Source organism: Sphingomonas sp. (assembly GCF_017304635.1).
GTDB lineage: Bacteria > Pseudomonadota > Alphaproteobacteria > Sphingomonadales > Sphingomonadaceae > Sphingomonas.
Map to the genome: position 1 here is coordinate 848,786 of NZ_JAFKMA010000001.1, position 22,700 is coordinate 871,485.

23 protein-coding genes and 2 tRNA genes are annotated in these 22,700 nt (G+C 67.4%); 15 read left to right on the forward strand and 10 right to left on the reverse strand.

The window, feature by feature from the left end:
• Nucleotides 1-4: 4 nt before the first annotated feature.
• Nucleotides 5-889: a 4-hydroxy-tetrahydrodipicolinate synthase gene (dapA, locus tag J0I47_RS04290; protein WP_294045194.1), complete on the reverse strand. Its 885-nt coding sequence runs from the start codon at nt 887-889 to the stop codon at nt 5-7.
• A 91-nt stretch (nt 890-980) separates the two neighbouring features.
• On the opposite strand from dapA, the gene J0I47_RS04295 reads away from it, so the two are divergent.
• The 5 genes from J0I47_RS04295 (at nt 981) to J0I47_RS04315 (ending at nt 5,262) form a co-directional block, all read left to right on the forward strand.
• Nucleotides 981-2,960: a lytic transglycosylase domain-containing protein gene (locus J0I47_RS04295; RefSeq protein ID WP_294045195.1), complete on the forward strand. Its 1,980-nt coding sequence runs from the start codon at nt 981-983 to the stop codon at nt 2,958-2,960.
• Nucleotides 2,961-3,069: 109 nt separating this feature from the next.
• Entirely contained in the window at nt 3,070-3,561 is a 492-nt protein-coding gene (greB, locus tag J0I47_RS04300; protein WP_294045196.1) for a transcription elongation factor GreB, read from the forward strand.
• The gene (locus tag J0I47_RS04305; RefSeq protein WP_294045197.1) at nt 3,558-4,316 is read left to right on the forward strand and encodes an NYN domain-containing protein; all 759 of its coding nucleotides are present in this window, start codon (nt 3,558-3,560) and stop codon (nt 4,314-4,316) included. Before greB ends, J0I47_RS04305 begins: the two co-directional genes overlap by 4 nt.
• A 100-nt stretch (nt 4,317-4,416) precedes the next feature.
• On the forward strand, nt 4,417-4,797 hold the full coding sequence (locus J0I47_RS04310) for a DoxX family protein (RefSeq protein ID WP_294045198.1): 381 nt from the start codon (nt 4,417-4,419) through the stop codon (nt 4,795-4,797).
• A gap of 186 nt (nt 4,798-4,983) precedes the next feature.
• Nucleotides 4,984-5,262 (forward strand): acylphosphatase, encoded by a 279-nt coding sequence (locus tag J0I47_RS04315; RefSeq protein WP_294045199.1) that lies wholly within the window; start codon nt 4,984-4,986, stop codon nt 5,260-5,262.
• Here the strand turns inward: J0I47_RS04315 and J0I47_RS04320 are convergent.
• The gene (locus J0I47_RS04320; RefSeq protein WP_294045200.1) at nt 5,252-6,007 is read right to left on the reverse strand and encodes a methyltransferase; all 756 of its coding nucleotides are present in this window, start codon (nt 6,005-6,007) and stop codon (nt 5,252-5,254) included. The two genes, J0I47_RS04315 and J0I47_RS04320, sit on opposite strands and share 11 nt — an antisense overlap.
• An 83-nt stretch (nt 6,008-6,090) precedes the next feature.
• Nucleotides 6,091-7,770 carry an energy-dependent translational throttle protein EttA gene (gene ettA, locus J0I47_RS04325; RefSeq protein WP_294045201.1) on the reverse strand — a complete coding sequence of 560 codons (1,680 nt, stop codon included), beginning with the start codon at nt 7,768-7,770 and terminating at the stop codon, nt 6,091-6,093.
• 236 nt (nt 7,771-8,006) lie between these two features.
• Between ettA and J0I47_RS04330 the strand changes: the two genes are divergently transcribed.
• The 5 genes from J0I47_RS04330 (at nt 8,007) to J0I47_RS04350 (ending at nt 10,663) form a co-directional block, all read left to right on the forward strand.
• On the forward strand, nt 8,007-8,645 hold the full coding sequence (locus J0I47_RS04330; protein ID WP_294045202.1) for an FxDxF family PEP-CTERM protein: 639 nt from the start codon (nt 8,007-8,009) through the stop codon (nt 8,643-8,645).
• Nucleotides 8,646-8,748: 103 nt separating this feature from the next.
• Nucleotides 8,749-10,149 (forward strand): M20/M25/M40 family metallo-hydrolase, encoded by a 1,401-nt coding sequence (locus J0I47_RS04335; protein WP_294045203.1) that lies wholly within the window; start codon nt 8,749-8,751, stop codon nt 10,147-10,149.
• Between the two features lie 7 nt (nt 10,150-10,156).
• The gene (locus tag J0I47_RS04340; protein ID WP_294045204.1) at nt 10,157-10,402 is read left to right on the forward strand and encodes a hypothetical protein; all 246 of its coding nucleotides are present in this window, start codon (nt 10,157-10,159) and stop codon (nt 10,400-10,402) included.
• Nucleotides 10,403-10,461: 59 nt separating this feature from the next.
• Nucleotides 10,462-10,538, forward strand: a tRNA-Pro gene (locus J0I47_RS04345).
• Between the two features lie 48 nt (nt 10,539-10,586).
• Nucleotides 10,587-10,663: transfer RNA gene (locus J0I47_RS04350), tRNA-Ile, on the forward strand.
• 9 nt (nt 10,664-10,672) lie between these two features.
• Here the strand turns inward: J0I47_RS04350 and J0I47_RS04355 are convergent.
• Both J0I47_RS04355 and J0I47_RS04360 read right to left on the reverse strand, forming a co-directional pair.
• The gene (locus J0I47_RS04355; protein ID WP_294045205.1) at nt 10,673-11,659 is read right to left on the reverse strand and encodes a polysaccharide deacetylase family protein; all 987 of its coding nucleotides are present in this window, start codon (nt 11,657-11,659) and stop codon (nt 10,673-10,675) included.
• Nucleotide 11,660: 1 nt separating this feature from the next.
• The gene (locus tag J0I47_RS04360) at nt 11,661-13,259 is read right to left on the reverse strand and encodes a HAMP domain-containing sensor histidine kinase (RefSeq protein ID WP_294045206.1); all 1,599 of its coding nucleotides are present in this window, start codon (nt 13,257-13,259) and stop codon (nt 11,661-11,663) included.
• A gap of 177 nt (nt 13,260-13,436) precedes the next feature.
• On the opposite strand from J0I47_RS04360, the gene J0I47_RS04365 reads away from it, so the two are divergent.
• Nucleotides 13,437-13,898: an Lrp/AsnC family transcriptional regulator gene (locus J0I47_RS04365; protein ID WP_294045207.1), complete on the forward strand. Its 462-nt coding sequence runs from the start codon at nt 13,437-13,439 to the stop codon at nt 13,896-13,898.
• 51 nt (nt 13,899-13,949) lie between these two features.
• Here J0I47_RS04365 and J0I47_RS04370 read toward each other — a convergent pair whose 3' ends face one another.
• Nucleotides 13,950-15,224, reverse strand: coding sequence for a hypothetical protein (locus J0I47_RS04370; RefSeq protein ID WP_294045208.1), 1,275 nt, complete (start codon nt 15,222-15,224; stop codon nt 13,950-13,952).
• 246 nt (nt 15,225-15,470) lie between these two features.
• Here J0I47_RS04370 and J0I47_RS04375 point away from each other — a divergent pair, with 246 nt between their 5' ends.
• Together J0I47_RS04375 and J0I47_RS04380 are read left to right on the forward strand one after the other, a co-directional pair.
• Entirely contained in the window at nt 15,471-15,797 is a 327-nt protein-coding gene (locus J0I47_RS04375; protein WP_294045209.1) for a hypothetical protein, read from the forward strand.
• A 34-nt stretch (nt 15,798-15,831) separates the two neighbouring features.
• A complete protein-coding gene (locus tag J0I47_RS04380; RefSeq protein ID WP_294045210.1) occupies nt 15,832-15,978 on the forward strand; it encodes a hypothetical protein in 147 nt (48 codons plus the stop codon).
• Between the two features lie 24 nt (nt 15,979-16,002).
• Here J0I47_RS04380 and J0I47_RS04385 read toward each other — a convergent pair whose 3' ends face one another.
• The 4 genes from J0I47_RS04385 to J0I47_RS04400 all read right to left on the reverse strand — a co-directional run bounded on the left by J0I47_RS04385 (nt 16,003) and on the right by J0I47_RS04400 (nt 18,874).
• Nucleotides 16,003-16,401 carry a GNAT family N-acetyltransferase gene (locus J0I47_RS04385; RefSeq protein ID WP_294045211.1) on the reverse strand — a complete coding sequence of 133 codons (399 nt, stop codon included), beginning with the start codon at nt 16,399-16,401 and terminating at the stop codon, nt 16,003-16,005.
• A complete protein-coding gene (gene ndk / locus J0I47_RS04390) occupies nt 16,391-16,813 on the reverse strand; it encodes a nucleoside-diphosphate kinase (RefSeq protein WP_294045212.1) in 423 nt (140 codons plus the stop codon). The genes J0I47_RS04385 and ndk overlap by 11 nt, the downstream gene beginning before the upstream one ends.
• Nucleotides 16,814-16,891: 78 nt before the next feature.
• Nucleotides 16,892-17,332: a DNA polymerase III subunit chi gene (locus J0I47_RS04395; RefSeq protein ID WP_294045213.1), complete on the reverse strand. Its 441-nt coding sequence runs from the start codon at nt 17,330-17,332 to the stop codon at nt 16,892-16,894.
• Nucleotides 17,333-17,413: 81 nt separating this feature from the next.
• Nucleotides 17,414-18,874 carry a leucyl aminopeptidase gene (locus J0I47_RS04400; RefSeq protein WP_294045214.1) on the reverse strand — a complete coding sequence of 487 codons (1,461 nt, stop codon included), beginning with the start codon at nt 18,872-18,874 and terminating at the stop codon, nt 17,414-17,416.
• A 195-nt stretch (nt 18,875-19,069) separates the two neighbouring features.
• On the opposite strand from J0I47_RS04400, the gene lptD reads away from it, so the two are divergent.
• Nucleotides 19,070-21,268 carry an LPS assembly protein LptD gene (gene lptD, locus J0I47_RS04405; RefSeq protein ID WP_294045857.1) on the forward strand — a complete coding sequence of 733 codons (2,199 nt, stop codon included), beginning with the start codon at nt 19,070-19,072 and terminating at the stop codon, nt 21,266-21,268.
• 80 nt (nt 21,269-21,348) lie between these two features.
• Entirely contained in the window at nt 21,349-22,698 is a 1,350-nt protein-coding gene (locus J0I47_RS04410) for a peptidylprolyl isomerase (protein WP_294045215.1), read from the forward strand.
• Nucleotides 22,699-22,700 lie beyond the last annotated feature (2 nt).

The following is a 22,700-nucleotide window of genomic DNA, read 5'->3' on the forward strand; positions in this document are numbered from 1 at the left end:
GCGGTTATGCCAGCCCTGCCCCCGCCATCGCCGCGTCGATCGCCGCACGGCTCGCCTCGCCGGGTTCAGTCATCGGCAGGCGGAGGTGGAGCGGCCAATCGGGTTTGACCTTGCCCAGCGCGTACTTGACCGGGCCGGGCGAGGCGTCGGTGAACATCGCGACGTGAAGCGCGAACAGGCGGTCGTGGAGCGCGAGTGCGGCCGCCGTATCGCCCTTCGCCCAGGCCGCCTGGAACTCGGCGCACAGCCGCGGCGCGACGTTGGCGGTGACCGAGATGCACCCCGTCCCGCCCATCGCGTTGAACGCCAGTGCGGTCTCGTCATTTCCCGACAACTGGACGAAATCGGCGCCGCAGCCGAGCCGCTGCTCCGTCACGCGTGCGAGCGATCCGGTCGCATCCTTCACCCCGATGAAGCGATCCGGGAACGCCTTGACGATCCGCGCCATCGTCGCTGGCTGGATGTCGGTCACCGTACGGCCTGGCACGTTGTAGAGCACGATCGGCAGGCTGGTCGCCGCCGCCACCGCGGCGAAGTGGCGGAAAATGCCCTCCTGGCTCGGGCGATTGTAATAGGGCGGCACCATCAGCGCGGCGTCGGCGCCGGCGGCCTGGGCGGCCTCGACGTTGCCGATGGCGACGCGGGTGTCGTTCGATCCCGCGCCGGCCAGGACCGGTACGCGTCCCTTCGCCTGTTCGACGCAGATGCGGACGATCGTGAAATGCTCGTCGAAGGTCAGCGTCGCCGCTTCGCCCGTCGTCCCGCACGGCACCAGTCCGGCCGACCCCTGCTCGATCTGCCAGTCGACCAGCGCGCGGAACGCGTCCTCGACGAACGCGCCGTCCGCCGCGAACGGCGTCACCAAGGCCGGGATCGATCCCGAAAACATCTGCTCACTCCTGCGACGCGGCGGGCATGGTTGACGCTTGTTGCCGCTTTACCGGCCTGACAGATAGGGCGCGATGTCCTATCCTGTCCACATGATCGCTCCCTGGATCAAGGCCGGCCTGCTCGCGGTCGGCGCGTCGGGCGTCGCCGCCGGCGTCGCGTTGCAGAATCAGGCGCCCGCTACCTGGGGCCAGTCGGTCGGCGCGGTGCCGAGCGACCCGGCCAACGCCACGCTGTCGGCGGCGATCACCGAATGGCGCTCGCTGCTGCAAACCAGCAACGGGCCGTTCGACAGTTATGCCCGGTTCCTGGTCGCGCATCCCGGCTGGCCCAACGATAGCCAGCTACGCCGCGCGGCGGAGGCGGCGCTGGCGAAACCGGGCTGGTCGCCGAGCCTCGCGGTCGCATTCTTCCGCCGCTACCCGCCGCAGAATGCGACGGCCTGGGTGCGGTTCGCGCAAGGACTGGCGGCGACGGGGGCGACAAGCGAGGCGAAGAATGCCGCGCGCACCGGCTGGACGATGGGTGCGCTGTCGCCCGACGACGAGGCGCTGGTACTGGCCAACTGGTCGGACGCGTTGAGCCCGGCGGACCACGACCTGCGGATGGACCAGTTGCTCTGGCAGGGGCAGACCAGCGCCGCGGCCCGCCAAATCCTGCTGACCAGCGCCGGCCGGCGGCCGCTGTTCCAGGCGCGGCTCGATCTGCGCACGTCCGGGTCGATGGCGGGGAGCGCGGATGCGATCGGCGCGGGTGATCCGGGCTATCTCGCCGACAAGGTTGCATGGCTGACGTCGTCGGGTGCCGCGCCGTCAGCGCGCGCATTGCTGGCGCAACCGCACCGCTTCACCAGCCGGCCGCTCGACGTCGATCGCTGGTACGACCTGTTGCTTCGCCAGGCGCGGGCGGCGGGGACGGCGGGCGACTACACCACGGCCTACGCCATCGCGAGCCAGGTCGATGACGCCTATCCCGCCGGCACCGACGTGTCGCTCCGGCCCTATGGCGAGCGCGATCCTTACACCGACCTCGTCTGGCTGGCGGGACAGACAGCATACAAGCGGCTGGCGCGGCCGGCCGACGCGGCGGCGATGTTCGTGCGCTATACCGGCGGCTCGCGCTCGACCGCGCTGAAGGCGAAGGGTTTCTACTGGGCGGGCCGCGCGGCGGAAGCGGCGGGTCAGGCGAACCAGGCGCGCGACTATCTCGCCCGCGCCGCCACGTATCGCGACCAGTTCTACGGCCAGCTCGCGTCGGAACGCCTCGGCCTGCCGCTGACCGCGCCGACCGACGCGATCGACCGCCCGGTCGATCCGGCGCAGCGCCAGGCGTTCTACGCCAGCGAAGTCGTGCGGGCGGCGCAGTTCCTCGGCGCGATCGGCGATCACGAGGGGCAGTCGGCGTTCGTCCGCCGCATCGCCGACGACGCGACCAGCCCGAGCGACCACGCGCTCGCCGCCGAGCTGGCCAAGAAGATACAGCGTCCCGACCTCGCCGTGATGGTCGGGCGCAGCGCGCTGCTCAACGGCGTCAGCGACTATACGCTGACCGGCTTCCCTACGTTCAACGTGCCGCCCAGCGTCGTCACCGGATGGAGCGTCGCGCATGGCATCATGCGGCAGGAAAGCCAGTTCGACCGCGCTCTCATCAGCCGCGTCGGCGCGCGCGGCGTGATGCAGCTGATGCCCGGCACCGCGCGCGAACAGGCGACGAAGCTCGGCCTGCCCTGGGACCAGGGGATGCTGCTGACCAGCACCGACTACAACATCCAGCTCGGCACCGCCTATTTCCAGCGGCTCTACAACCTCTACGGCAGTTATCCGCTGGCGATCGCGGCGTACAATGCCGGCGGCGGCAACGTGAACAAGTGGCTGGCGGCGAACGGCGATCCGCGCACCGGTGCGGTCGACTGGATCGACTGGATCGAGGCGATCCCGTTTGATGAGACCAAGCGCTACGTCCAGCACGTGCTCGAGAATGCGGTGGTCTACGACCTCATCAACCCGGCGCGCGCGACCTCGGTCGGGCCGGCGCGGCTGAGCTGGTATATCGGCAACAAGCAGCCGGGGTGACTTTCCGGCGTCATCCCCGCGAAAGCGGGGACCCATCTCCCGTGTGCGCCGGCCGGATATGACGGGTGATGGGTTCCCGCTTTCGCGGGAATGACGATAAGGGAAAGACGTGAGCAACGACCGCCCCAATTACATCACGCCCGCTGGCTATGCGACGCTGCGGGCCGAGTACGAGCAACTGCTGTCAGAGGAGCGGCCGAAGCTGGTCGAGGTCATCAGCTGGGCGGCCGGCAACGGCGACCGGTCGGAGAATGGCGACTATATCTACGGTCGCCAGCGGCTGCGCCAGATCGACCGGCGGCTGGGCTGGCTGGCGAAGCGGATGAAGGCGGCGAAGGTGGTCGATCCCGCCGCCGCGCCGGACCGGACGCGCGTTTTCTTCGGCGCGACCGTGACGATCGCCGACGAGGACGACAACAATCGCACGCTGCAACTGGTCGGCGACGACGAGGCGAACGCCGGGCAAGGCCGCGTCGGCTGGGGATCGCCACTCGCTCGCGCGCTGCGTGGGGCCGCGGTCGGCGACGTACGGCGGGTTGCACTACCCGCCGGTGAGCGCGAATATGAGGTCATGACGATTACCTACCCGGCGCCGCGATGACCGACGCCGTCCCGACCCGCAACATCGCGCTCCTGATCGATGCCGACAACGCCTCGTCGACGACGTTCGACCCGGTGCTGACCGTCCTCGCCGAGCTCGGGACGGTCACCGTGCGGCGTGTCTATGGCAACTGGTCGAAGCCCGCGTTGAAGGGTTGGGTCGACATGTCGCTGAAGCACGGCATCGAGCCGCAGCAGCAGTTCGACCTCACCAAGGGCAAGAACGCGACCGACATGAAGATGACGATCGACGCGATGGACCTGCTCTATCGCGGCAACGTCCAGGGATTCGGCATCATGTCGTCGGACAGCGACTTCATGCCGCTGGCGACGCGCATCCGGCAGCAGGGTCTGCCAGTCTATGGCTTCGGCACGTCGCGCACTCCCGCACCGTTCCAGCAGGCCTGTACCCGCTTCATCGACACCGGCGTGCTGCCGACGGAAGTAAACGCGCCGGTCGTTTCGCTCGAGGTTCCGCTCGCCGAATCGCTGCCGCCGCCGGTCGGTTCCACGTCGAGCGCGAAGACGGTCGATTCCGACCTGCTCAAGCTGCTGATCGACAGCTACGACAACGTGAAGCGGGACGAGCGTGGCTTCGTCAATCTGTCGACCATGGGCCAGCTCGCCGCGAACCGGTCCAGCTTCGACGCGCGCAACTATGGGTTCAAGCGGCTGTCCGATTTGATCGAGGCGGTGCCCAACTTCACGACCGAGCGGCGTGAGGGCGGACAGATGTTCGTGAAACGCATCCGTTGAACCGGCGTCCCTTACGGTAACGCGGTAACGGAGCGTTTCGTGTTCCGCTCTGGTGACGGCGCAACGCATCCGTTACGCCTGTAACGAACAGGAGAAATCGATGCCCATTCCCGCCAGCTGGTCGCCCCGTCTGCTCTCGCTGCTCCGCATCGTCGTCGGGCTCGGGTTCCTGTCGCACGGCGTGTCGAAGTTCTTCGGCATCCCGCCCTTTCCGATGCCGCTCAACCCGCTGCTGACCGCGGCCGGCGCGCTCGAACTCGTGGGCGGCGCATTGATCCTCATCGGCCTGTTCACGCGACCGGTTGCGTTTCTCCTCTCGGGGCAGATGGCGGTCGCCTATTTCATGGCGCATGCGCCCAAGGGCTTCTTTCCCGCCGCGAACGGCGGCGAGGCGGCGATGCTATACTGCTTCGTGTTCCTGTATCTCGCCGCGGCCGGGGCTGGACCGTGGAGCATCGACGCGATCCGCGATCGGGGTTGACGCGCTTTTCGCCGGCGCGACCGATCCGCGACGCAGACCGCCGCTCGGTTCATCGTATTTGCCGCTCCGCTCCCGCTAAGCCGCTCCGCCGGCGCGATAAACCGCGCGCGGTCGATCTCCGTCCCTACCGCGCCGCGATGCTAGCGTCGCACGCGACAGGGCGGGTCATGGTTTTGGGGATGGAAGATGGGGATCATGCAGCGGGTGGTGGTGACCGGTAAGGTCCATCAGGTGGGATTTCGCGACTTCACGGTGCGCCGCGCGCAGTCGCTCGGCGTGACCGGCTGGGTCCGCAACCGGCAGGACGGATCGGTCGAAATTCTGGCGTCGGGCGAGGACGAGGCGGTCGCCGCTTTGGTCGACGCCTGCCGCCAGGGACCGCCGCTCGCCCGGGTCGATCACGTCGAGGCGTATAACGAGGACGGGCAGACGGTGAAGGGGTTCACGAAGCGGTTCACGGCCTAATCGGCTTGACGAACTTCAGCGCATACTGGTCGGTATGGCCCTGCACCTTCTTGTCGAAAATTGGGAGCGTGTGATCGTCCGATGGACGCCGCAGGAAATTGCCCTCATCGACCAGTTTGAAGCCGACCGACGTCACTTCGCGGATCACCTTGATGCGCTCGATCCGGTGCAGCTTGGCGATCGCTGCATCGTCGGTTCCCGGCAGCGCTTCGTGATCGAGGATGAAGAAGATGCCTCCCGGCTTGAGCGCCGCGAAGACGCCGCGGTCGAACGCGATCGTGTCGACGACGCCGAACTGGGCGATCTTGAGGTCGTGATAGTTTTGCGTGACCCAGGCGAGGTCGAGTGGCTTGGGAAAATCCACCGTCCCGAACGGTCGGGCAGCGATCGAGACGTTAGCGTACTTACCGTCGGCGAGCAGCGCATCGTCGGCCTTGACCGCACCCTTCCAACGGTCGTTCTCGATGCCGTAGACATGGCCGCGCGGACCGACCACGCGGCTCAACATGCGAGTGAAATAGCCGCCGCCGGGGTAGAACTCGCCCACGGTCATTCCGGGCTTCACCCCCGCGAACACCAGCGTTTCAGCGGGTTTTCGGTTAGCGTCGGTGTCTCGCTCCGCCGCCGGCCTGGCCGGGTCGGCGACGGCGGTGGTGACGTAGGATCGTATCGCGGACGGTGCGGCATGGATCGCGACCGGCGCCGCGATCCCGAGCGCGAGAATGACGATCGGCAAACGGACCATGATGCCTCTCCTTCAGTGTGTTAGGAGATCATCACAGCCCGTGCCGGTTGTCAAAGCGATTGTCGGGCGCGGCTGACCGCGCCTCAGCGCGTCAGCTTCTTGTACGCCAGCGCGGTCGGGCGGTCGGCCGCATCGCCCAAACGACGGCGCTTGTCTTCCTCGTACGATTCGAAATTGCCCTCGAACCACTCGACATGGCTGTTGCCCTCGAACGCCAGGATGTGCGTGCACAGGCGGTCGAGGAAGAAGCGGTCGTGGCTGATGACCACGGCGCAGCCCGCGAAATTCTCGATCGCTTCTTCCAGCGCACCGAGCGTCTCGACGTCGAGGTCGTTGGTCGGCTCGTCGAGCAGCAGCACGTTGCCGCCGCGTTTCAGCATCTTGGCGATGTTGACGCGATTGCGTTCGCCGCCCGACAGTTTGCCGACATTCTTCTGCTGGTCGGCGCCCTTGAAGTTGAACGCGCCGACATAGGCGCGGGTCGACTGGTCGTGTCCGTTGACCTTCATGTAGTCGAGCCCGTCCGAGATTTCCTGCCAGACGTTCTTCGACGGATCGAGATGGTCACGGCTCTGGTCGACATAGCCGAGGCGGACGGTGGTCCCCTTCTCGATCGTGCCCTCGTCGGGCGTCTCGCTGCCGATGATGAGCTTGAACAGGGTCGACTTGCCTGCGCCGTTCGGCCCGATCACGCCGACGATGCCGCCGGCGGGCAGCGTGAACGACAGGTTCTCGAACAGCAGTTTGTCGCCATACGCCTTCGACAGGTTCTCGACCTCGATCACCTTGCCGCCCAGCCGCTCGGGCACCTGGATGACGATCTGCGCCTTGCCGGGCGTGCGGTTCTGTTGCGCTTCGACCAGTTGCTCGAACTTAGCGATACGCGCCTTCGACTTGGTCTGGCGCGCCTTGGCGCCCTGCCGGATCCACTCCAGCTCGTCCTTGATCGCCTTCTGGCGACCGGATTCCTCGCGATCCTCCTGCTCGAGCCGCTTCGACTTCTTCTCGAGATAGGTCGAGTAATTGCCCTCGTAGGGGAAATATTTGCCGCGATCGATCTCGAGGATCCAGTCGACCACGTTGTCGAGGAAATAGCGGTCGTGCGTAATCATCAGCACGGCGCCGGCATATTCCTTGAGGTGATTTTCGAGCCACTCGACGCTTTCGGCATCGAGATGGTTGGTCGGTTCGTCGAGCAGCAGGATCGACGGCTTCTGGATCAGCAGCCGCGTCAGCGCGACGCGGCGCTTCTCACCGCCCGACAGATTGTCGACCGGCGAATCCGACGGCGGACAGCGCAGCGCTTCCATCGCCAGTTCGAGCTGGCTGTCGAGGCTCCAGCCGTCGACCGCGTCGATCTTGCCCTGAAGCTCGCCCATCTCCTCCATCAGCGCGTCGAAGTCGGTATCGTCCTTCGGGTCGCCCATCTCGGCCGAGATCGCGTTGAAGCGATCGACCATGTCGGCGACGCCGCGCGCGCCGTCCTTCACGTTCTCCAACACCGTCTTGGTCGGATCGAGCTCGGGCTCCTGCTCCAGATAGCCGACGGTGATGTTCTCGCCCGGCCATGCCTCGCCGCTGAAATCCTTGTCGACGCCGGCCATGATCTTCATCAGCGTCGACTTGCCGGCGCCGTTCGGGCCGACGATGCCGATCTTGGCACCCTGATAGAATTGCAGGTTGATGTTGTTCAGCACCGGCTTTTGAGCACCGGGGAAGGACTTCGTCATGTCCTTCATGACGAATGCGTATTGGGCGGCCATAAGGGCGCGAAGCTCCGATTTGTGAGGCTGTGGGAAACGGTAGCCGCGATGTAGCGACGGGGCCGCCCGATGGCAATTGCCGCACAGGCGGCGCTTGTCCGGTCGCTAACGCGCCGGCCCGACGTCCCACCGCGAGACGGTCTCCAAACGCAACGGAAATTAAGCTTTACAGCAGATTAACAAGCGCCCATGCCGGCCGCCAAGCGGTAGTGGGCGTAACCTGAAAGGGGTTTTGTATGAAGGCGTTGATGATGGCTGCGGCGGCAGCGATTGCGGTGGCGAGTGCGGCACCGGCCTCGGCGGATATCGCCGATGGCAGCTTCGAGACTCAGGGTGCGGCGATGGCCGGCTCGAACTACTGCTATTTCGGACAGAGCTGCGCGGTGAACTCGCCGTGGACCGGCAATGCCAATGCCGGCCTGCAGAACGAGAATAACGGCGCCTGGCCCGGTGCGCCGACTCCGTCGGGCACCTATTACGCGTTCATCCAGAACACCGGCTCGTTCGGGCAGACCTTCTCGCTCAACGCCGGCACCTATGCGCTCAGCTGGCTGGCGGCGGGGCGCCCGGCGGGCTGCTGCCAGGGCAACCAGCAGTACAACGTGCTGTTCGACGGCAACGTGATCTATACCGGCTCGACCACGACCGGCCAGGCGTTCACGAACATCGGCAGCAACCCGTTCGTCGTCACGACGAGCGGCAATCACACGCTGACGTTCCAGGGCCTGTCGGCTGGTCCCGACAACACCGCGTTCATCGACAATGTCAGCCTGGCGGCGGTTCCCGAGCCGGCGACCTGGGCGATGATGATGCTGGGCTTCGGCATGGTTGGCTATGGCCTGCGCCGCCGTTCGGCGAAGGTCGCGTTCGCCTGATATCGACCCGGCGGGGGTGAGAGAGGCGGTGCGGGGCAACCCGCGCCGCCTTTTTCGTGGGCGCCCGATTGGCATCGCTGCATCGCGCGCTTAGGGTGGCGTGATGCAAAAAGTCCTCCTGGCCGGCGCACTTGGCGCCCTGCTCGCTTCCCCTGTCGTGGCCCAGCGCGCCATCCCGGATCCGGTCAAGGTCGACCCCGCCGTCGCCAAGGCCCGGGATGCGGCGCTGAAGGACGACGTCGCCTACGCCATCGTCGGCGACCTCACGACCGAAGTCGGCCAGCGTCTGGCGGCGACCGAGGCGGAGGCGCGCGCCCGTGCCTGGGCGGTCGTGCGGCTGAAGGCACTCGGCTTCAAGAACGTCCATATCGAGACGTACACGATGCCGGTCTGGGTGCGCGGTGAAGAGAAAGCGGAGATCGTCGCCCCCTATCCGCAGAAGCTGGTGATCGCCGCCCTCGGCCGCTCGGGCGCGACCCCGCTGGCCGGAATCACTGCACCGGTGGTCTATTTCCCGACCTTCGCCGATCTGGTCGCGGCGCCGGAGGGCAGCCTGCGCGGCAAGATCGCCTTCGTCTCCAACCAGATGCGCGCGACGCAGGACGGCAGCGGGTACGGCGCCTATGGCTCCGCGCGCTTCGTCGGCGCCGATGTCGCCGCGAAGAAGGGCGCGGCGGCGATCCTGATCCGCTCGATCGGCAGCGACCATGGCCGCTGGCCACACACCGGCGGGACCAACTGGTCGCCGGGCACGACGCCGATCCCCGCCGCCGCGCTGTCGGTCGCCGATGCCGAGCAGCTCGAACGCATCTTCGCGCGCACCCACAAGGTGTCGCTGCACCTGACGCTGACGCCGCGCAGCTTGCCCGACGCCGAATCGGGCAACGTCGTCGCCGAAGTCCCGGGCACTGACCCGAAGGCGGGCGCGATCGTGATCGGCGGGCATCTCGACAGTTGGGACCTCGCGACCGGGGCGATCGACGACGGCGCCGGCGTCGCGATCACGACGGCGGCGGCCAAGCGACTGCTCGACGCCCCCCGCCCCCGCCGCACGATCCGCGTCGTCTGGTTCGGGGCGGAAGAGCCGGGCGGGTTCGGCGGCGAGGCCTACGCCAAGGTGCACGCGAGCGAGAAATTCGCGATGGCCGCCGAATCGGACTTCGGCGCCGACAATGTCTGGCGGTTCAGCACCAATTTCCCCGACAGCGCGAAGGCGGTCGGCGACCGGCTGGCGGCGGCGCTCGCCCCGCTGGGGATCGTGCGCAGCCGCGAGGTCGCCGGCGACGGCACCGATGTCGGGCCGCTGTTCAAGCTGGGTACGCCGGCGGTCGACCTCAACCAGGACGGCACGCGCTATTTCGACTGGCACCACACGCCGGAGGACACGCTCGACAAGATCGATCCCGAGCAATTGCGCCAGAACGTCGCCGCCTGGACGACGATGTTGTGGATCGTCGCCAATGCGCGAGAGGATTGGGGCACCGTTACGCCCAAGGGTCGCTGAGATCACCATGGCACGATCGTCGCCCTTGATCGCACTGGCCGGACTGGCGCTGGCCGCCTGTTCGTCGAGCACGCCGCCGACCACCGAAAACGCCGCCAGGTCGGTCGAAGCCGATCTGGTCAACCAGGCCGCCGCGCTCGACGCCAACGTCAATGCCGAAGCCAACCGCGCCGCGGCCGCCGCCATCGCCGAGGCGACCGCGCAAGCGGCGGCGGCGGGGAACAGCAGCGACGCAGTAGTCAACGCGCAGTAGCACCCGCCACCATCGCGGTTGCGAGTTCGCGGCGGCTCCGCTATCGCCCCGCCTCCGGTCGGGGAGTGGCGCAGCCTGGTAGCGCATCTGGTTTGGGACCAGAGGGTCGCAGGTTCGAATCCTGTCTCCCCGACCAAGTCCGATCTCGATCGGATCGCCGAACGATGCGTTGCGTCCTAGGGTGGGGCCTGTAGCTCAATTGGTTAGAGCTGGCCGCTCATAACGGCTAGGTTGCGGGTTCAAGTCCTGCCGGGCCCACCAACTCCTCGCCTATCCCGCCGCGATCAGCGCATCGAGCCCGATCGGTTCGACACCCAGCCGGGCGAGTTCGGCGAGGACACCGTCCCACCACGACCAGAACCGGCGAAGATCCTCCGCATCCCGGACGTAGGATGTATGCCCCGGCACCAACGACGGCGAGTGGAACGCGAAGCTGAGGACGCGATCCCCCTCGCCCACGGCGATCCGGATCGCCGCGACGGCATCGCGCAGCGGAATGCCCTCTGGCGTCAGCGGGATACGCTGGAGCAGGTGCGTCCGCGCGAGCAGCGCGCGGCCCTTCGGTACCACACTCGCCGCGCGGTACAGCGCGTTGCCGCCCCGCCGCGCGGCGCCGGTGAACACCGTCGTCAACGGCAGTTCGATCACGCCCTCGCGCCGCCACGCCGCATTACCGATCGCGCGGAAATCCGGCCCGCTTTCGCGGCGATAGTCGAACCGGGGCCGCATCGAACTGTCGAGACGATAACCGCGCGACGCCAGCAGGCCGAAGCTGGCCGGCCCCAGCCCGTAGCGACCGGCGCGATACGCGGTCGGTCGCGCGCCGAACGCGCGTGCGATGGTATCGGTCAAAACGTCGAGCTTGGCCGCGTCCAACGCCGGCGGTAGGTTGCCGACGAAACTGTTGGGTGGCGTCAATGCTTCGTCGAACGGCGGGTTGACCCAGGGGTGAAGCTGCGTTCCGACGCTCGTGCCCCCGCCCAGCAACGGTCCGACCGTGTCGATCGCGCGCGCATCGGTCGCAACCGGGTAGTCTACCATCAGCGCCAGCGGGACACCGGCTGCGGCGAACCTAGCGTGCGCATCCGGCAGCGCGGCGATCGCGGACACCGATCGGTTGTCGCGCGACAACGGCCTGGCCCAGTCGAACTCCTCCTCAACGTCGACGAACACGATGAAGCGGGTGCCGAAATCGGGTCCCCACGCGATCAGCTCGGCCGGCGACGGCGGCCGGGGACGGAAGGGCGCGATCGCCATGTTAGATCGAGGAAAGCTGCCCCACTTCCCGATCCAACGCCGCCGGCAGGCGCAAAGTCAAGCGTTCGCCGCCGATCGCGAGCCCGCCGCCGAGCTCGCTCGCGAGGTTGCGCGCCAGCCGCAACGCGAAACCGACGCCCAGCGTCGTTCCGTCGTCGGGCTCGCTGGCGCTGGACGACAGCAACTCGTCCTCGCTCCGCCCAAGGAACGCGCGCGGCCGGTCGATCGCGATCGTCACCGCCTCGCCGTCGATACCGGCATCGACTGCCAGCCGCTCGCCACGCGCGCAGGCGCCGACGCTGAGCGACAGCAACCGGCTGACGATCCGCGACACGGCGATGGTGTCGCCATGCACCGCCAGCGGCTCCGTCCCGTCATCGACGTCGAGCGTCGCGCCACGCAGGCGCAGCAACGGCTCGAGATCGCCGGCCAGCCGCGCCAATAGCGGGCCGACAGCAACGGTATCGGGTCGCAGCTCGAGAGCACCCTGCTCGATCCGGGCGACGGTATCGACATCGTCGATCGCGTTGAGCAGATCGCGCGTATTGGTGCGAATGATCCCGGCCCGCTCGCGATAGACCGCCGGTGCCGGGCCGAGCACCTGGCCCTCGATCATCTCGGCGAAACCCGAAATCGCGTTGGTCGGGGTGCGCAGTTCATGAACCAGCGCGCGCAGCGCCTCGGCCGCCGGCGGGATCGGCCCGGCGCGCTCGTCGGATCGCGGGCGGCGGGCGACGCCGCGATAGCCGGTGAAGCGACCGTTGGCGGGATCGAACCCGGGGGTCGCCGAAATCTGCCAGTCACCCGCCGCCGCCGACACGCCCGGCACGACCAGCCGCGCATCGGCAAACGAGGCGCGGTGGCGGAATGCGCCGGCAACGACGCCGTCCGTCCGCGCGCCGATGCCGCCGAGCACGACGCCGATCAACGGCTCGCGCGGCGCCCCGTCGACCCAGCGGATCATGCCGCGCTCGTCGGTCTCGAAGCAGAAATGTCCGATCGGTTGCGCCGCCGCCAGAGCGGACGGGCCGCGATCGAGATCGCCGTGATCGCGCTGATACGCGTCGATCCGCGCCACCAAGTCGGCGATGGCGAACGCACCGGTCGGTTCGACCTCGACATCGTTGGCAGGTTCGGCGGGCAGCGTCGGGGTCAGATCGATCGTGACGCCTTCGGGCTGCGGCAGCGCGAAGTCGACCGCGCCATAGCTGTCGAGTGCGCGTCCGACCGATGCCGGCAAGTCGCGACGATGCCGCAACAGCCCACGCGACGTCGGGGACAGGCCGGGGATCAACGACAGCCACTCGGCCTCGCTCAGCCGCGCGACCGCGATGACCGGCGCGGCGATGGCGGGCGAATCTTCGGCGAACAGGGCGACCAGCGCGAGCGGCGGGTCACCGAAGGCGACGCTGCGCGCGCTCGCCGACCGGACGCCGGCGGGAATCTGCGACCGGATCGCCCGCAGCCGTTCGATCGCTGCGGCCGAATCGACGCGGCGCCGCGCGATCAGGTCGGTCAGCTGGCGCCACGCCGACTGCGCACCGAACGGAGTCGACGCATCGGCGGCCAGGACCGTGTCGAGACTATCGTCGAACCGCAACTTACCCCCTACTGGCGACGCACTCTGCACCGTCGCGTAACGATTCCTTAACCGTGGCAAACCGCGATTCAACGGTCCATTTTGGAGCGTCGCATAGTGGGACGATTGCGCGGCGATGAAATTATCTTATGACGGACCGTGCTGGCGCTGCGCCAAAATAACTGAAGGACGAAGAGGTTGGATCAGATCGATCGACGTATCCTGGAATTGCTGCAGGACGACGGCCGGATGACCAATGTCGAACTGGCCGAACGGGTCGGGCTGACCGCGCCGCCGTGCCTGCGCCGCGTCCGCGCGCTGGAGGAAGCGGGCGCGATCACCGGATATCATGCCGAACTCGACGCCGCGACGCTGGGCTATCCGATCACCGTCTTCGCGATGGTCAGCCTGCGCAGCCAGGCGGAGGCCGACCTCGCCGCGTTCGAACGCCATGTCGCGACCACTCCCGAAATCCGCGAATGCCACATGCTGAACGGCGAGATCGACTTCATCCTGAAGATCGTCGCCCGCGACCTGCGCGCGTTTCAGGACATCCTGACCACGCACCTGACCCCAGCGCCGAACGTCGCCAGCGTCAAGACGTCGCTGACGATCCGCACGTCGAAGCACCTGCCCGGCATTCCGGTCAACGCCGACTGACGAAAAGGGCGGCCGTCACCGGCCGCCCCATCGCTTGCCCCGAAGCGCGACTCAGCTCGTCGGCGGGTGGTCGAGCCAGGTCGACCAGAAGCCGGCGATGTCGCTGCGCGGTGCCGTCTTCACCAGATCGAACGCGGCCTTGGCGCCCACCTTGTCGCCCGACAGGGCCAACGCGATGCCCAGGTCGGTGTTCACCTGATCGGCGTTGACGCCGCCCTTGGTCAGCGACTGGCGATACAGTTCGACCGCCTTCGCATAGTCGCCGCGACCGAGATAGACGTCGGCGGTCTGCTGCGACAGCTGGCCGTTGGCGCTCGCGCCGGCCTTGGTCGCCAGCGCGGCCAGCGCCGAAGCCGACGAGATCTGGTTGGCCGCCGCCGTGCCCGTGGCGATCGCCGGCGAGCCCGCCGGGATCTTACCGTTGGCGCGCCCCTCGTCGACCACCGCCTTGGCCTCGTCGGGCAGGCCGCTGTTGAACAGCCGCTGGGCGAACGCCTCGTAGGTGTATTGGTCGGCCAGCGCGTGCGTCTGACGCATCAGTCGCAGCAGGTCGATCGTCTGATACTTGTCGAGCGTCACCACCGGCTTCTGCGAATAGCCGTAATAGGACAAGGCATCGCGCCACGACTTCGACGTCGGGATGCCGGCGACCCACCGTTGCAGCCACTTCACCGTGTCGCCGCGTAAATTTGCCTGGGCCGCATGCGCGAAGGCGTATTTGTACTGATCCTCGGTCATCGGCTTGCCCGAGGCGTAATATGCGTCGAGCTCTGAGAGCGCGCCCGAATTGTCGCCGGCATGCTGCTTCGCATCGACCAGCAGCAGCGGCAGGTTGGGATCGACCGAGCCGGCCGCCTTGGCGCGGTTCAGATTGTCGATCGCGACCTTGTACTGCTTCTGCAGATAGGCGAGCCGGCCGCGCTCATAGGCATACCCCGCGACCTTGTCCGCCGGCAGCTTGGGGTTCGCGAGCAGCGCGTCGAGCGGCCCGACCACGGTGCTCGGATCGTACACGCCGTTGGTGCCCTGCGCCTTGGCCGCGGCGCGGTTGGCGTTGAGTTCGTACCGCGCCAGCTGGGCGTAATATTTCTCGTCGTCGCTTTTCGCGAGCGACTCCATCTGGACCACGGCGACTTCCGACGCCGTGTCGTCCTTGGCGACGAAAGCGGCCTTTGCGCTGTTCAGCGCAGCACCGAACGCCGCGCTGACCTGCGGCCCGGCAGGCGCCTCTTCCTTCTTCTTGGCGAAGGCGGGCGGCGCGGCGACGACCGCTGCACCACCGGCCAGCATCGCCGCGGCGAGGGCGGCGGTCGAAATCCTCTTCATCGCAAAAACTCTCCGTAAAAGGGCAAGGGGGAAGCCCGTCGCAGCCCCTCTAATCGGCACGCAACGGACGTTCAAGGCGCGACCGCGGCGATGCCCGCCAACCGCTGAACGCCGATTGAACGGCGCGGTTGCGTATGGTGCCCCACCAGCGGAGGCGACATCATTACAAGCCGTCGTGCAGGCCCCGGTCTTTGCGTCCTGGACTCTGGCGCGGGAATGTCTCGTTTTCTACGATGATCGCAAAACATGGGGAAGATTCGTCGTGCTCGCTGTCTACCGGTTCTTGCTGCCTTTGCCGCTTCTACGGGGAGCGACGGCGCTGTCGTTGAACCCAATGGCGGCCGCAGCTATGCGGTGCGCGGCGGTGACGGTCACGACAGCTGCCAAGACGACGGAGATGCTCACGTTAAGGTTCAGGCGGGCGATTTCCTGCTGATCGCCGCGCACGCCGTTCCCGCTGGCCAGAACCTGACGAGCCGGACCAACGACCTGTCGGTGATGATGGCCGCTCATGCCGTGTCGGCGGCCGAACAGCCGGCGCTGCGCGCATCCTGCGAACGCGACTACACCTAGGCCGCTTGTCGGCCGATCCGTTCGCGCGCAACCGGTGTTGTCGTCGACGCGACGACCGGAGTCGCAGAAGGGCAGCAAGACGTCCGATGCCGCCAGCTACAAGCAATGGATCGACCGAATCGACGCGCGAATGACCGACAAGATGGTGCGCGATCGCGGTTTCGCGAACAATGACGCCTAATCAAGGCTATGTCGGCGATCAACTTTACGCAATGCCGGCATAGCCCCGAACATCCTCGACCGCTTGCCGCATCAGCGTCGGTCCCAGCCCGCCGCCATGCGTGAGCGACAGCGTGTAGATGCGGCGTAGTTCGATATCGTCCGGCCGAGTCTCGACGGACGGCAGGTCCGGCGTCGTCAGGACGGAATAGCCGACCGGCGCGGCACCACGATCGGCGACGGCGAGCGCCACCCGGCTCGCAGCGTCGGCGATCCAGGCGCGAAAGACGTCGGGCGCATTCGCCTTCGCACAATGCGCGACGATGTCGGCTCCCTCCAGGATGCCGGCAAACGTTTCGAGGAAACAGGCCGAGGCGACCAGCGCGAGCGATGCGGCATCCGCCGCGCCCGCTCGCGTCAGGTGCCAGCCGGGATCAGCCGACAATTTCTTCCGGCTTGAAGAAGTACGCGATCTCGATCGCCGCATTCTCGTCCGAATCCGACCCGTGGACGGTGTTCGCCTCGATCGATTCGGCCAGTTCCTTGCGGATCGTGCCGGGCTCGGCATTGGCCGGGTTGGTCGCGCCCATCACGTCGCGGTTGCGCTGCATGGCGTTCTCGCCCTCCAGCACCTGCACCACCACCGGGCCGGAGATCATGAAGTCGACCAGCTCGCCGAAGAACGGACGCTCCTTGTGCACCGCGTAGAAGCCCTCGGCCTGCTCGCGGGTCATGTGGATGCGCTTCGACGCGACGACGCGCAGCCCCGCCTCCTCCAGCATCTTGGTGACCGCGCCGGTCAGGTTGCGGCGGGTGGCGTCGGGCTTGATGATCGAAAACGTGCGTGAGACGGCCATGGCGGTCGCTCGCTCCTCTTGGTTGTGCTGGTGGAAAACTGGCGGCTCCCTAGGCGGGCCGGGCGCCGCGCGCAACCCTCACGCCGCCTTGGACCAGCGGCCGTTCTCGTCCTGCTTCCAGTAATTGCGCCGGGTATCGGCGCGATCGGCCAGCCCTTTCCACGCCTCGCGTGCCGCGGCGATGTGATCGGCGTCGAAGAAGTGGAAGGCACGGTCGAAACCCAGCGCCGCGTCGCGCCACTCACCGTCGATCAGCGCGACGTTGCGCGCGGCGTTGGCCGGTTCGGGTGTGGCGGCGATCAGCACGGGTTGCAGGTCGTCCTCCTCCCCGCCCGCCTGGGCATGCGGCAGAAAACTGTCGGGGGCGTAGCTCCACAACAGTCGATCGATCGCCGCCCGCTGTGCCGCGTCGCCGCTGACGATCAGCAGCCGACCGCCCCCCGCCACCACCTTCTCGGCGATCTGCGGCAGCGCACGCTCGAGCGGGGTGGCGGTCAGGTGGTAGAAATCGACCTGCATGTTGTTCCTGGCCCGTCGTCCCGGCGAAGGCCGGGGCGACTGGATTATCACATAGCGGCCACGGCCTATGCCGGGGTGAAGCTACGCTTCAAAATTATCCGCGACGAAACGGTCGAGCAGCCGTACGCCATAACCGGTCGCGCCCTTGTCGTGCGTCGCGCCGGGCTTGTCGGCCCAGACCACGCCGGCGATGTCGAGATGCGCCCATTTCACGCCCGCATCGACGAAGCGGCCGATGAACTGCGCCGCCGTGATCGACCCGGCGCCGCGCGGCCCGACATTCTTCATGTCGGCGATCGGCGAGTCGATCAGCTTGTTGTAGGTGTCCGACAGCGGGAAGCGCCACAACAGGTCACCCGTCGCCTTGCCCGCCACCAGCAGTTCGTCGGCCAGTCCGTCGTCGTTCGAAAACAGTCCGGCATGCTCGCTGCCCAGGCTGATAATCATAGCACCGGTCAGCGTCGCCAGATCGACGATCGTCTTCGGGCGATGCGTCTGCTGCACCCACGTCACGCAGTCGCACAGCACCAGCCGCCCCTCGGCATCGGTATTGAGCACTTCGATCGTCTGGCCCGACATGCTGGTCAGGACGTCGCCGGGGCGGATGGCATTACCATCCGGCATGTTTTCCACGAGGCCACAGACGCCGATGACGTTGGCCCTGGCCTTGCGGGTGGCGAGCGCCTTCATCGCGCCGACGACGGCGCCGGCGCCGCCCATGTCCCACTTCATGTCCTCCATGCCGGCGGCCGGCTTGATCGAGATGCCGCCGGTGTCGAAGGTCACGCCCTTGCCGACCAGCGCCAGGTCGGGATCGCCCGCGCTTTTTCCGTTCCATTTCAACGCCAGGAGGCGCGCTTCCCTGGCCGAACCCTGCGCCACGCCGAGCAACGCGCCCATGCCGAGCTTCGTCATGTCGTCCGGGCCGAGCACCGTGATCTCGAGCCCCAGCCTCTCGACCGACGCCGTCACGCGCTCCACGAAGGTCGCCGGATAGACGATGTTGGGTGGTTCCGAGACCAATGTACGGGTCAGGTCGAGCCCCGCCGTGACCGCTTCCTGTTGGATCCAGGAATCCTTCGCGTCGTCGGTTTGTGCGAGAATCGACACGTTTTCGAGCGTTCGCTTCTGCTTTTCGGGCAGTTTGGTGCGATACGTGTCGATCCGCCATGCCCGCTGCGCCAGCGCTCCGGCGAAGCGCGCGAGCGCCGCCGGCGCGGGGCTCGCATGGGTCACGTCGACCGCCGCATTCTTCGCCGTCGTCAGTAGCCGCGCGGTGACCGCGCCGCCCGCTTTCTCCCACTCCGCCTCGCTGCCGTCGCCGACACCGGTCAGCACGATACGGCGGATCGCGTCGCCGGCACCGGCGAAGGCCTCGACCGTCGCGCCGGCCTCGCCGTCGAACCGCGCGGCGGCGGCGGCCGCCTTCAGCACCGCAGCACCGCCTTGCGCGGACACGGCGGCGTCGAGCGCGCCCTTCGCGACGGGGAGGACGAGGACCTCGGCATCCTGGGGCAGCGTGGTGGAAAACTCGATCTTCATGAAATGCGAACCTCGGTTGATTAGCGCCAGACAATGGCTGGACGCTTCCTCCTAGGCCGCTATTGGCCGGGCTGCAAAGCGTTGCGGATGCCGCGCGGCGATGCGATACGGGTCAATGGGCGTCCCAACGTAGGGCGCCCGCGCAAAGGGTGGTTGGTGATCTTCACGCGTTCCGCATGTCTGGCCGGCTCCGCGATGCTGTTCGCGCTGGCGGCACGGCCGGCCCTGGCGCAGGACCTGCAGGATCGCCCGGTTCCGCCACCGCCGCCGTCCGACGCGCCGGCCCCGGCCAATTCGGACCAGGTGCAATTCTCCGCCGCCGCGCTGCAATACGACAACAACACCGACATCGTGACCGCGACCGGCGACGTCCGCATGTACCGCGAGGGGCAGAAGCTGCGCTCCGACCAGGTCGTGTGGAACCGCAAGACCGGCCAGGTCGTCGCGACCGGCAACGTCGCCGTCACCAACCCGCAGGGCGACATCGCCTATGGCGACAAGATCGAGCTGACCGATTCGCTGAAGGACGGCGTGGTCGACAACCTGCTGATCGTGCTCGAACAGGGCGGCCGGCTCGCCGCGGTCGAGGGCAAGCGCGACGAGGACGGCGTCGTGACGTTGAAGCGCGCGTCCTACACCGCCTGCTCGGTCACCGACTCGAACGGGTGCCCCAAGGAACCGTCGTGGAAGATCACCGCGATCCGCGTGGTGTACCGCCCCGATCGCCGCCGCATCTATTATACCGGTGCGCGCGTCCATCTGTTCGGTTTCGCGAGCATCCCGCTGCCGCGGCTGTCCAACCCGGTCGGCGACAATGCCGAGAGCGGGCTGCTGAGCCCGATCATCCGCTACACCGCCGCCAACGGTTTCGAGGTCGCCGATCCCTATTACATCCGGCTCGCGCCCAATCGCGGGCTGATCGTCGCGCCGCATATCTACAGCAAGGTCGCGCCGATGCTGCAGGGCAGCTTCGAGGCGCTGACCGACAAGGGCGCGTATCGCATCATCGGCTATGCGACGGTGTCGCCGCGTAACGATTTCCTCAATCCGACCGGGCCGAACACGACGGCGTTCCGCGGTTACATCGACGGCATCGGCAAGTTCCAGCTCGACCCGAACTGGTCGATCACCGGATCGTTGCGGCTGACCACCGACCGCACCTTCCTGCGCCGGTACGACATCTCCAACGACGATCGGCTGCGCTCGACCGCCAGTCTCGAGCGGATCGACGCCAACAGCTATCTCGGCATCACCGGGTGGTACGTCGAATCGCTGCGGCTGGGCGACAACCAGCGGTTGCAGCCGATCGCCCTGCCCGAGATCGACTATCGCCGCCGGATCGACGACGTGCTGGGCGGCCGCGTCGCCTTGCAGCTCAACACGCTCGCGATCACGCGTCCGGCGGGCCAGGACACGCAGCGCGCCTTCGCCAGCGCGCGCTGGGACTTGCGGCGGATTACGCCGTGGGGCCAGGAAGTCACGCTGACCGCCTATGCGCGCGGCGACGTCTATAATGCGAGCGACACGGCGGCGACGACGGTGGTCGCCTATCGTGGGCTGGAGGGCGTGCACGCGCGCGCGATCGGCGCGTTGGCGCTCGACATCAAATGGCCGCTGATCGGCGAGTTCCTGGGCGGTACGCAGCGGGTGACCCCACGCTTCCAGATCGTCGCCTCGCCCGGCACGCCCAACCTCAGCGTCCCCAACGAGGATGCCCGCGCGGTCGACCTGGAGGATTCGAACCTCTTCGCGCTCAACCGCTTTCCGGGATACGACCGGTGGGAGGATTCGACCCGCTTCACCTACGGCGTCGACTATGCGCTCGACCTGCCGGGCGTCGCGGTCGACGCCAATATCGGCCAGAGCTATCGCCTGACCTCGCGGCCGTCGATCTTCCCCAACGGTACCGGCTTGAGCGAGCGCGTGTCGGACATCGTCGGGCGGACGGAAGTGCGCATCCGCGACTTCGTGTCGGTCATCCACCGCTACCGGCTCGACAAGGATAATTTCGCGGTCCGCCGCAACGAGATCGACGCGACGATCGGGTCGAAGCAGACGTACGTCCTGCTCGGCTACCTCCGGCTGAACCGCAACATCGACCCGACGCTGGAGGATCTGCGCGACCGCGAGGAAGCCCGCGTCGGTGCGCGGGTCGGCTTCGGGCGGTTCTGGTCGATCTTCGGGTCGGCGACGATCGACCTGACCGACAAGGCGGAGGACCCGACCTCGATCGCCAACGGCTTCTCGCCGGTGCGGCACCGCCTGGGCGTGCAGTACGAGGACGACTGCCTCCGCCTGGGCGTGACGTGGCGGCGCGACTATCAGGATACCGGCGACGCCAGGGCGGGCAACTCGTTCCTGTTGACGCTGGCGTTCAAGAACCTGGGTCGCTAAGCAGGGGTTCATCCGGGATCGGGCAAGCGCGGGGCAGTTCGCTGGGGATGCGCCCATGCGCCATTGGGGTTTTTGACCACGTGACCAAGTTTTCGTTTCGATCGCGCGCGGCGCGAGTTGCTGCCGCCGCTGCGCTGATCGGCCTGTCGGTTCAGACCTGGGCGCAGACCGTCCCCGATGGCGAGGTGCCGCAGGCGGGGCTCGACATCCCGGCCAATCTGACGATCTTCGGCAAGCTCGACCCGAACATCCGCAAGCCGACCGCGATCGTCAACGGCACCGTCATTACCGGCACCGACGTCGATCAGCGCATGGCGTTCGTGTCGGCGATCAACAATTACCAGCTGAACGATGCCGAGCGCGACCAGTTCAAGCTCAGCGTGCTGCGCCTCCTGATCGACGAGACGCTGGAGATCCAGCAGGCGCAGAGCGAGAAGATCACGATCAGCCGCGAGAAGATCGACCTGGCCTTCGCGCGCATCGCGCAGCAACTGGGCAAGGACCCGGCGACCTTCGCCAGCTACCTCCGCTCGATCGGCTCGTCGGAGCGCAGCGTGCGCCGCCAGATCGAAGGCGAGCTCGCCTGGCAGTCGTACCTCCGCCGCACCGTCGACATCAACGTCAGCGATGATGAGGTGAAGGCGGTGATCGACCGCATGGCCGCGGCCAAGGGTACCGAGGAATATCACCTCCGCGAGATCTACATGTCGGCGACGCCCGAAAGCGCGGCAGCCGTCAACGCGAAGCTGCGCCAAGCGATGGAAGAGATGAAGGCGGGCAAGGCGCCGTTCGGCTATTATGCCCGCACTCTGTCGGAAACGACGACCGCACCGCAGGAAGGCGAATTGGGCTGGGTGCGTCCCGCCTCGCTGCCGCCCGAACTGGCGCAGGCGGCCGCCGAGATGCAGGTCGGCCAGTTGGCCGGGCCGATCCCGGTGTCCGGCGGTTTCTCGGTCATCTACATGGTCGACAAGCGGACCGTGATGGGCGCCGATCCGCGCGGCGCGAAGCTCAGCCTCAAACAGATCAAGATCGCCTTCCCCGCCGGCACGACCGAGGCGCAGGCGCAGTTGCGCGCCGCCGATTTCGGCAAGGCGATCCAGGGCATCAATGGCTGCGGCGCCGCCAACAAGGCGGCGGCGGCGATCGGCGCGCAAGTCGTCGACAACGACCAGCTGACGGTGCGCGACCTGCCGCCGCCGCTGCAGGACATGCTCCTGAAGATGCAGGTCGGCCAGGTCAGCCCGCCGTTCGGCTCGCCGACTGAGGGGATCAGCGCGCTGGTCCTGTGCGGTCGCGACGACGCACCGGCCGCGATGCTGCCCAGCGCCGAACAGGTGCAGGACCAGATGGTGCAGCAGCGCACCAACCTGCGCGCGACCAAGATCCTGCGCGACCTGCGCCGCGACGCGATCATCGAATATCGTTGAGG

What these genes read in the sequence shown, in the direction of transcription:
- ndk (WP_294045212.1), bottom strand. Translation starts at nt 16,813, where the DNA reads ATGGCCGTCTCACGCACGTTTTCGATCATCAAGCCCGACGCCACCCGC.
- J0I47_RS04330 (WP_294045202.1), top strand. Translation starts at nt 8,007, where the DNA reads ATGAAGGCGTTGATGATGGCTGCGGCGGCAGCGATTGCGGTGGCGAGT.
- J0I47_RS04400 (WP_294045214.1), bottom strand. Translation starts at nt 18,874, where the DNA reads ATGAAGATCGAGTTTTCCACCACGCTGCCCCAGGATGCCGAGGTCCTC.
- J0I47_RS04335 (WP_294045203.1), top strand. Translation starts at nt 8,749, where the DNA reads ATGCAAAAAGTCCTCCTGGCCGGCGCACTTGGCGCCCTGCTCGCTTCC.
- J0I47_RS04310 (WP_294045198.1), top strand. Translation starts at nt 4,417, where the DNA reads ATGCCCATTCCCGCCAGCTGGTCGCCCCGTCTGCTCTCGCTGCTCCGC.
- ettA (WP_294045201.1), bottom strand. Translation starts at nt 7,770, where the DNA reads ATGGCCGCCCAATACGCATTCGTCATGAAGGACATGACGAAGTCCTTC.
- J0I47_RS04340 (WP_294045204.1), top strand. Translation starts at nt 10,157, where the DNA reads ATGGCACGATCGTCGCCCTTGATCGCACTGGCCGGACTGGCGCTGGCC.
- J0I47_RS04370 (WP_294045208.1), bottom strand. Translation starts at nt 15,224, where the DNA reads ATGAAGAGGATTTCGACCGCCGCCCTCGCCGCGGCGATGCTGGCCGGT.
- J0I47_RS04305 (WP_294045197.1), top strand. Translation starts at nt 3,558, where the DNA reads ATGACCGACGCCGTCCCGACCCGCAACATCGCGCTCCTGATCGATGCC.
- dapA (WP_294045194.1), bottom strand. Translation starts at nt 889, where the DNA reads ATGTTTTCGGGATCGATCCCGGCCTTGGTGACGCCGTTCGCGGCGGAC.
- J0I47_RS04295 (WP_294045195.1), top strand. Translation starts at nt 981, where the DNA reads ATGATCGCTCCCTGGATCAAGGCCGGCCTGCTCGCGGTCGGCGCGTCG.
- J0I47_RS04320 (WP_294045200.1), bottom strand. Translation starts at nt 6,007, where the DNA reads ATGGTCCGTTTGCCGATCGTCATTCTCGCGCTCGGGATCGCGGCGCCG.
- J0I47_RS04395 (WP_294045213.1), bottom strand. Translation starts at nt 17,332, where the DNA reads ATGCAGGTCGATTTCTACCACCTGACCGCCACCCCGCTCGAGCGTGCG.
- J0I47_RS04355 (WP_294045205.1), bottom strand. Translation starts at nt 11,659, where the DNA reads ATGGCGATCGCGCCCTTCCGTCCCCGGCCGCCGTCGCCGGCCGAGCTG.
- lptD (WP_294045857.1), top strand. Translation starts at nt 19,070, where the DNA reads ATGCTGTTCGCGCTGGCGGCACGGCCGGCCCTGGCGCAGGACCTGCAG.
- J0I47_RS04315 (WP_294045199.1), top strand. Translation starts at nt 4,984, where the DNA reads ATGGGGATCATGCAGCGGGTGGTGGTGACCGGTAAGGTCCATCAGGTG.
- J0I47_RS04375 (WP_294045209.1), top strand. Translation starts at nt 15,471, where the DNA reads ATGGGGAAGATTCGTCGTGCTCGCTGTCTACCGGTTCTTGCTGCCTTT.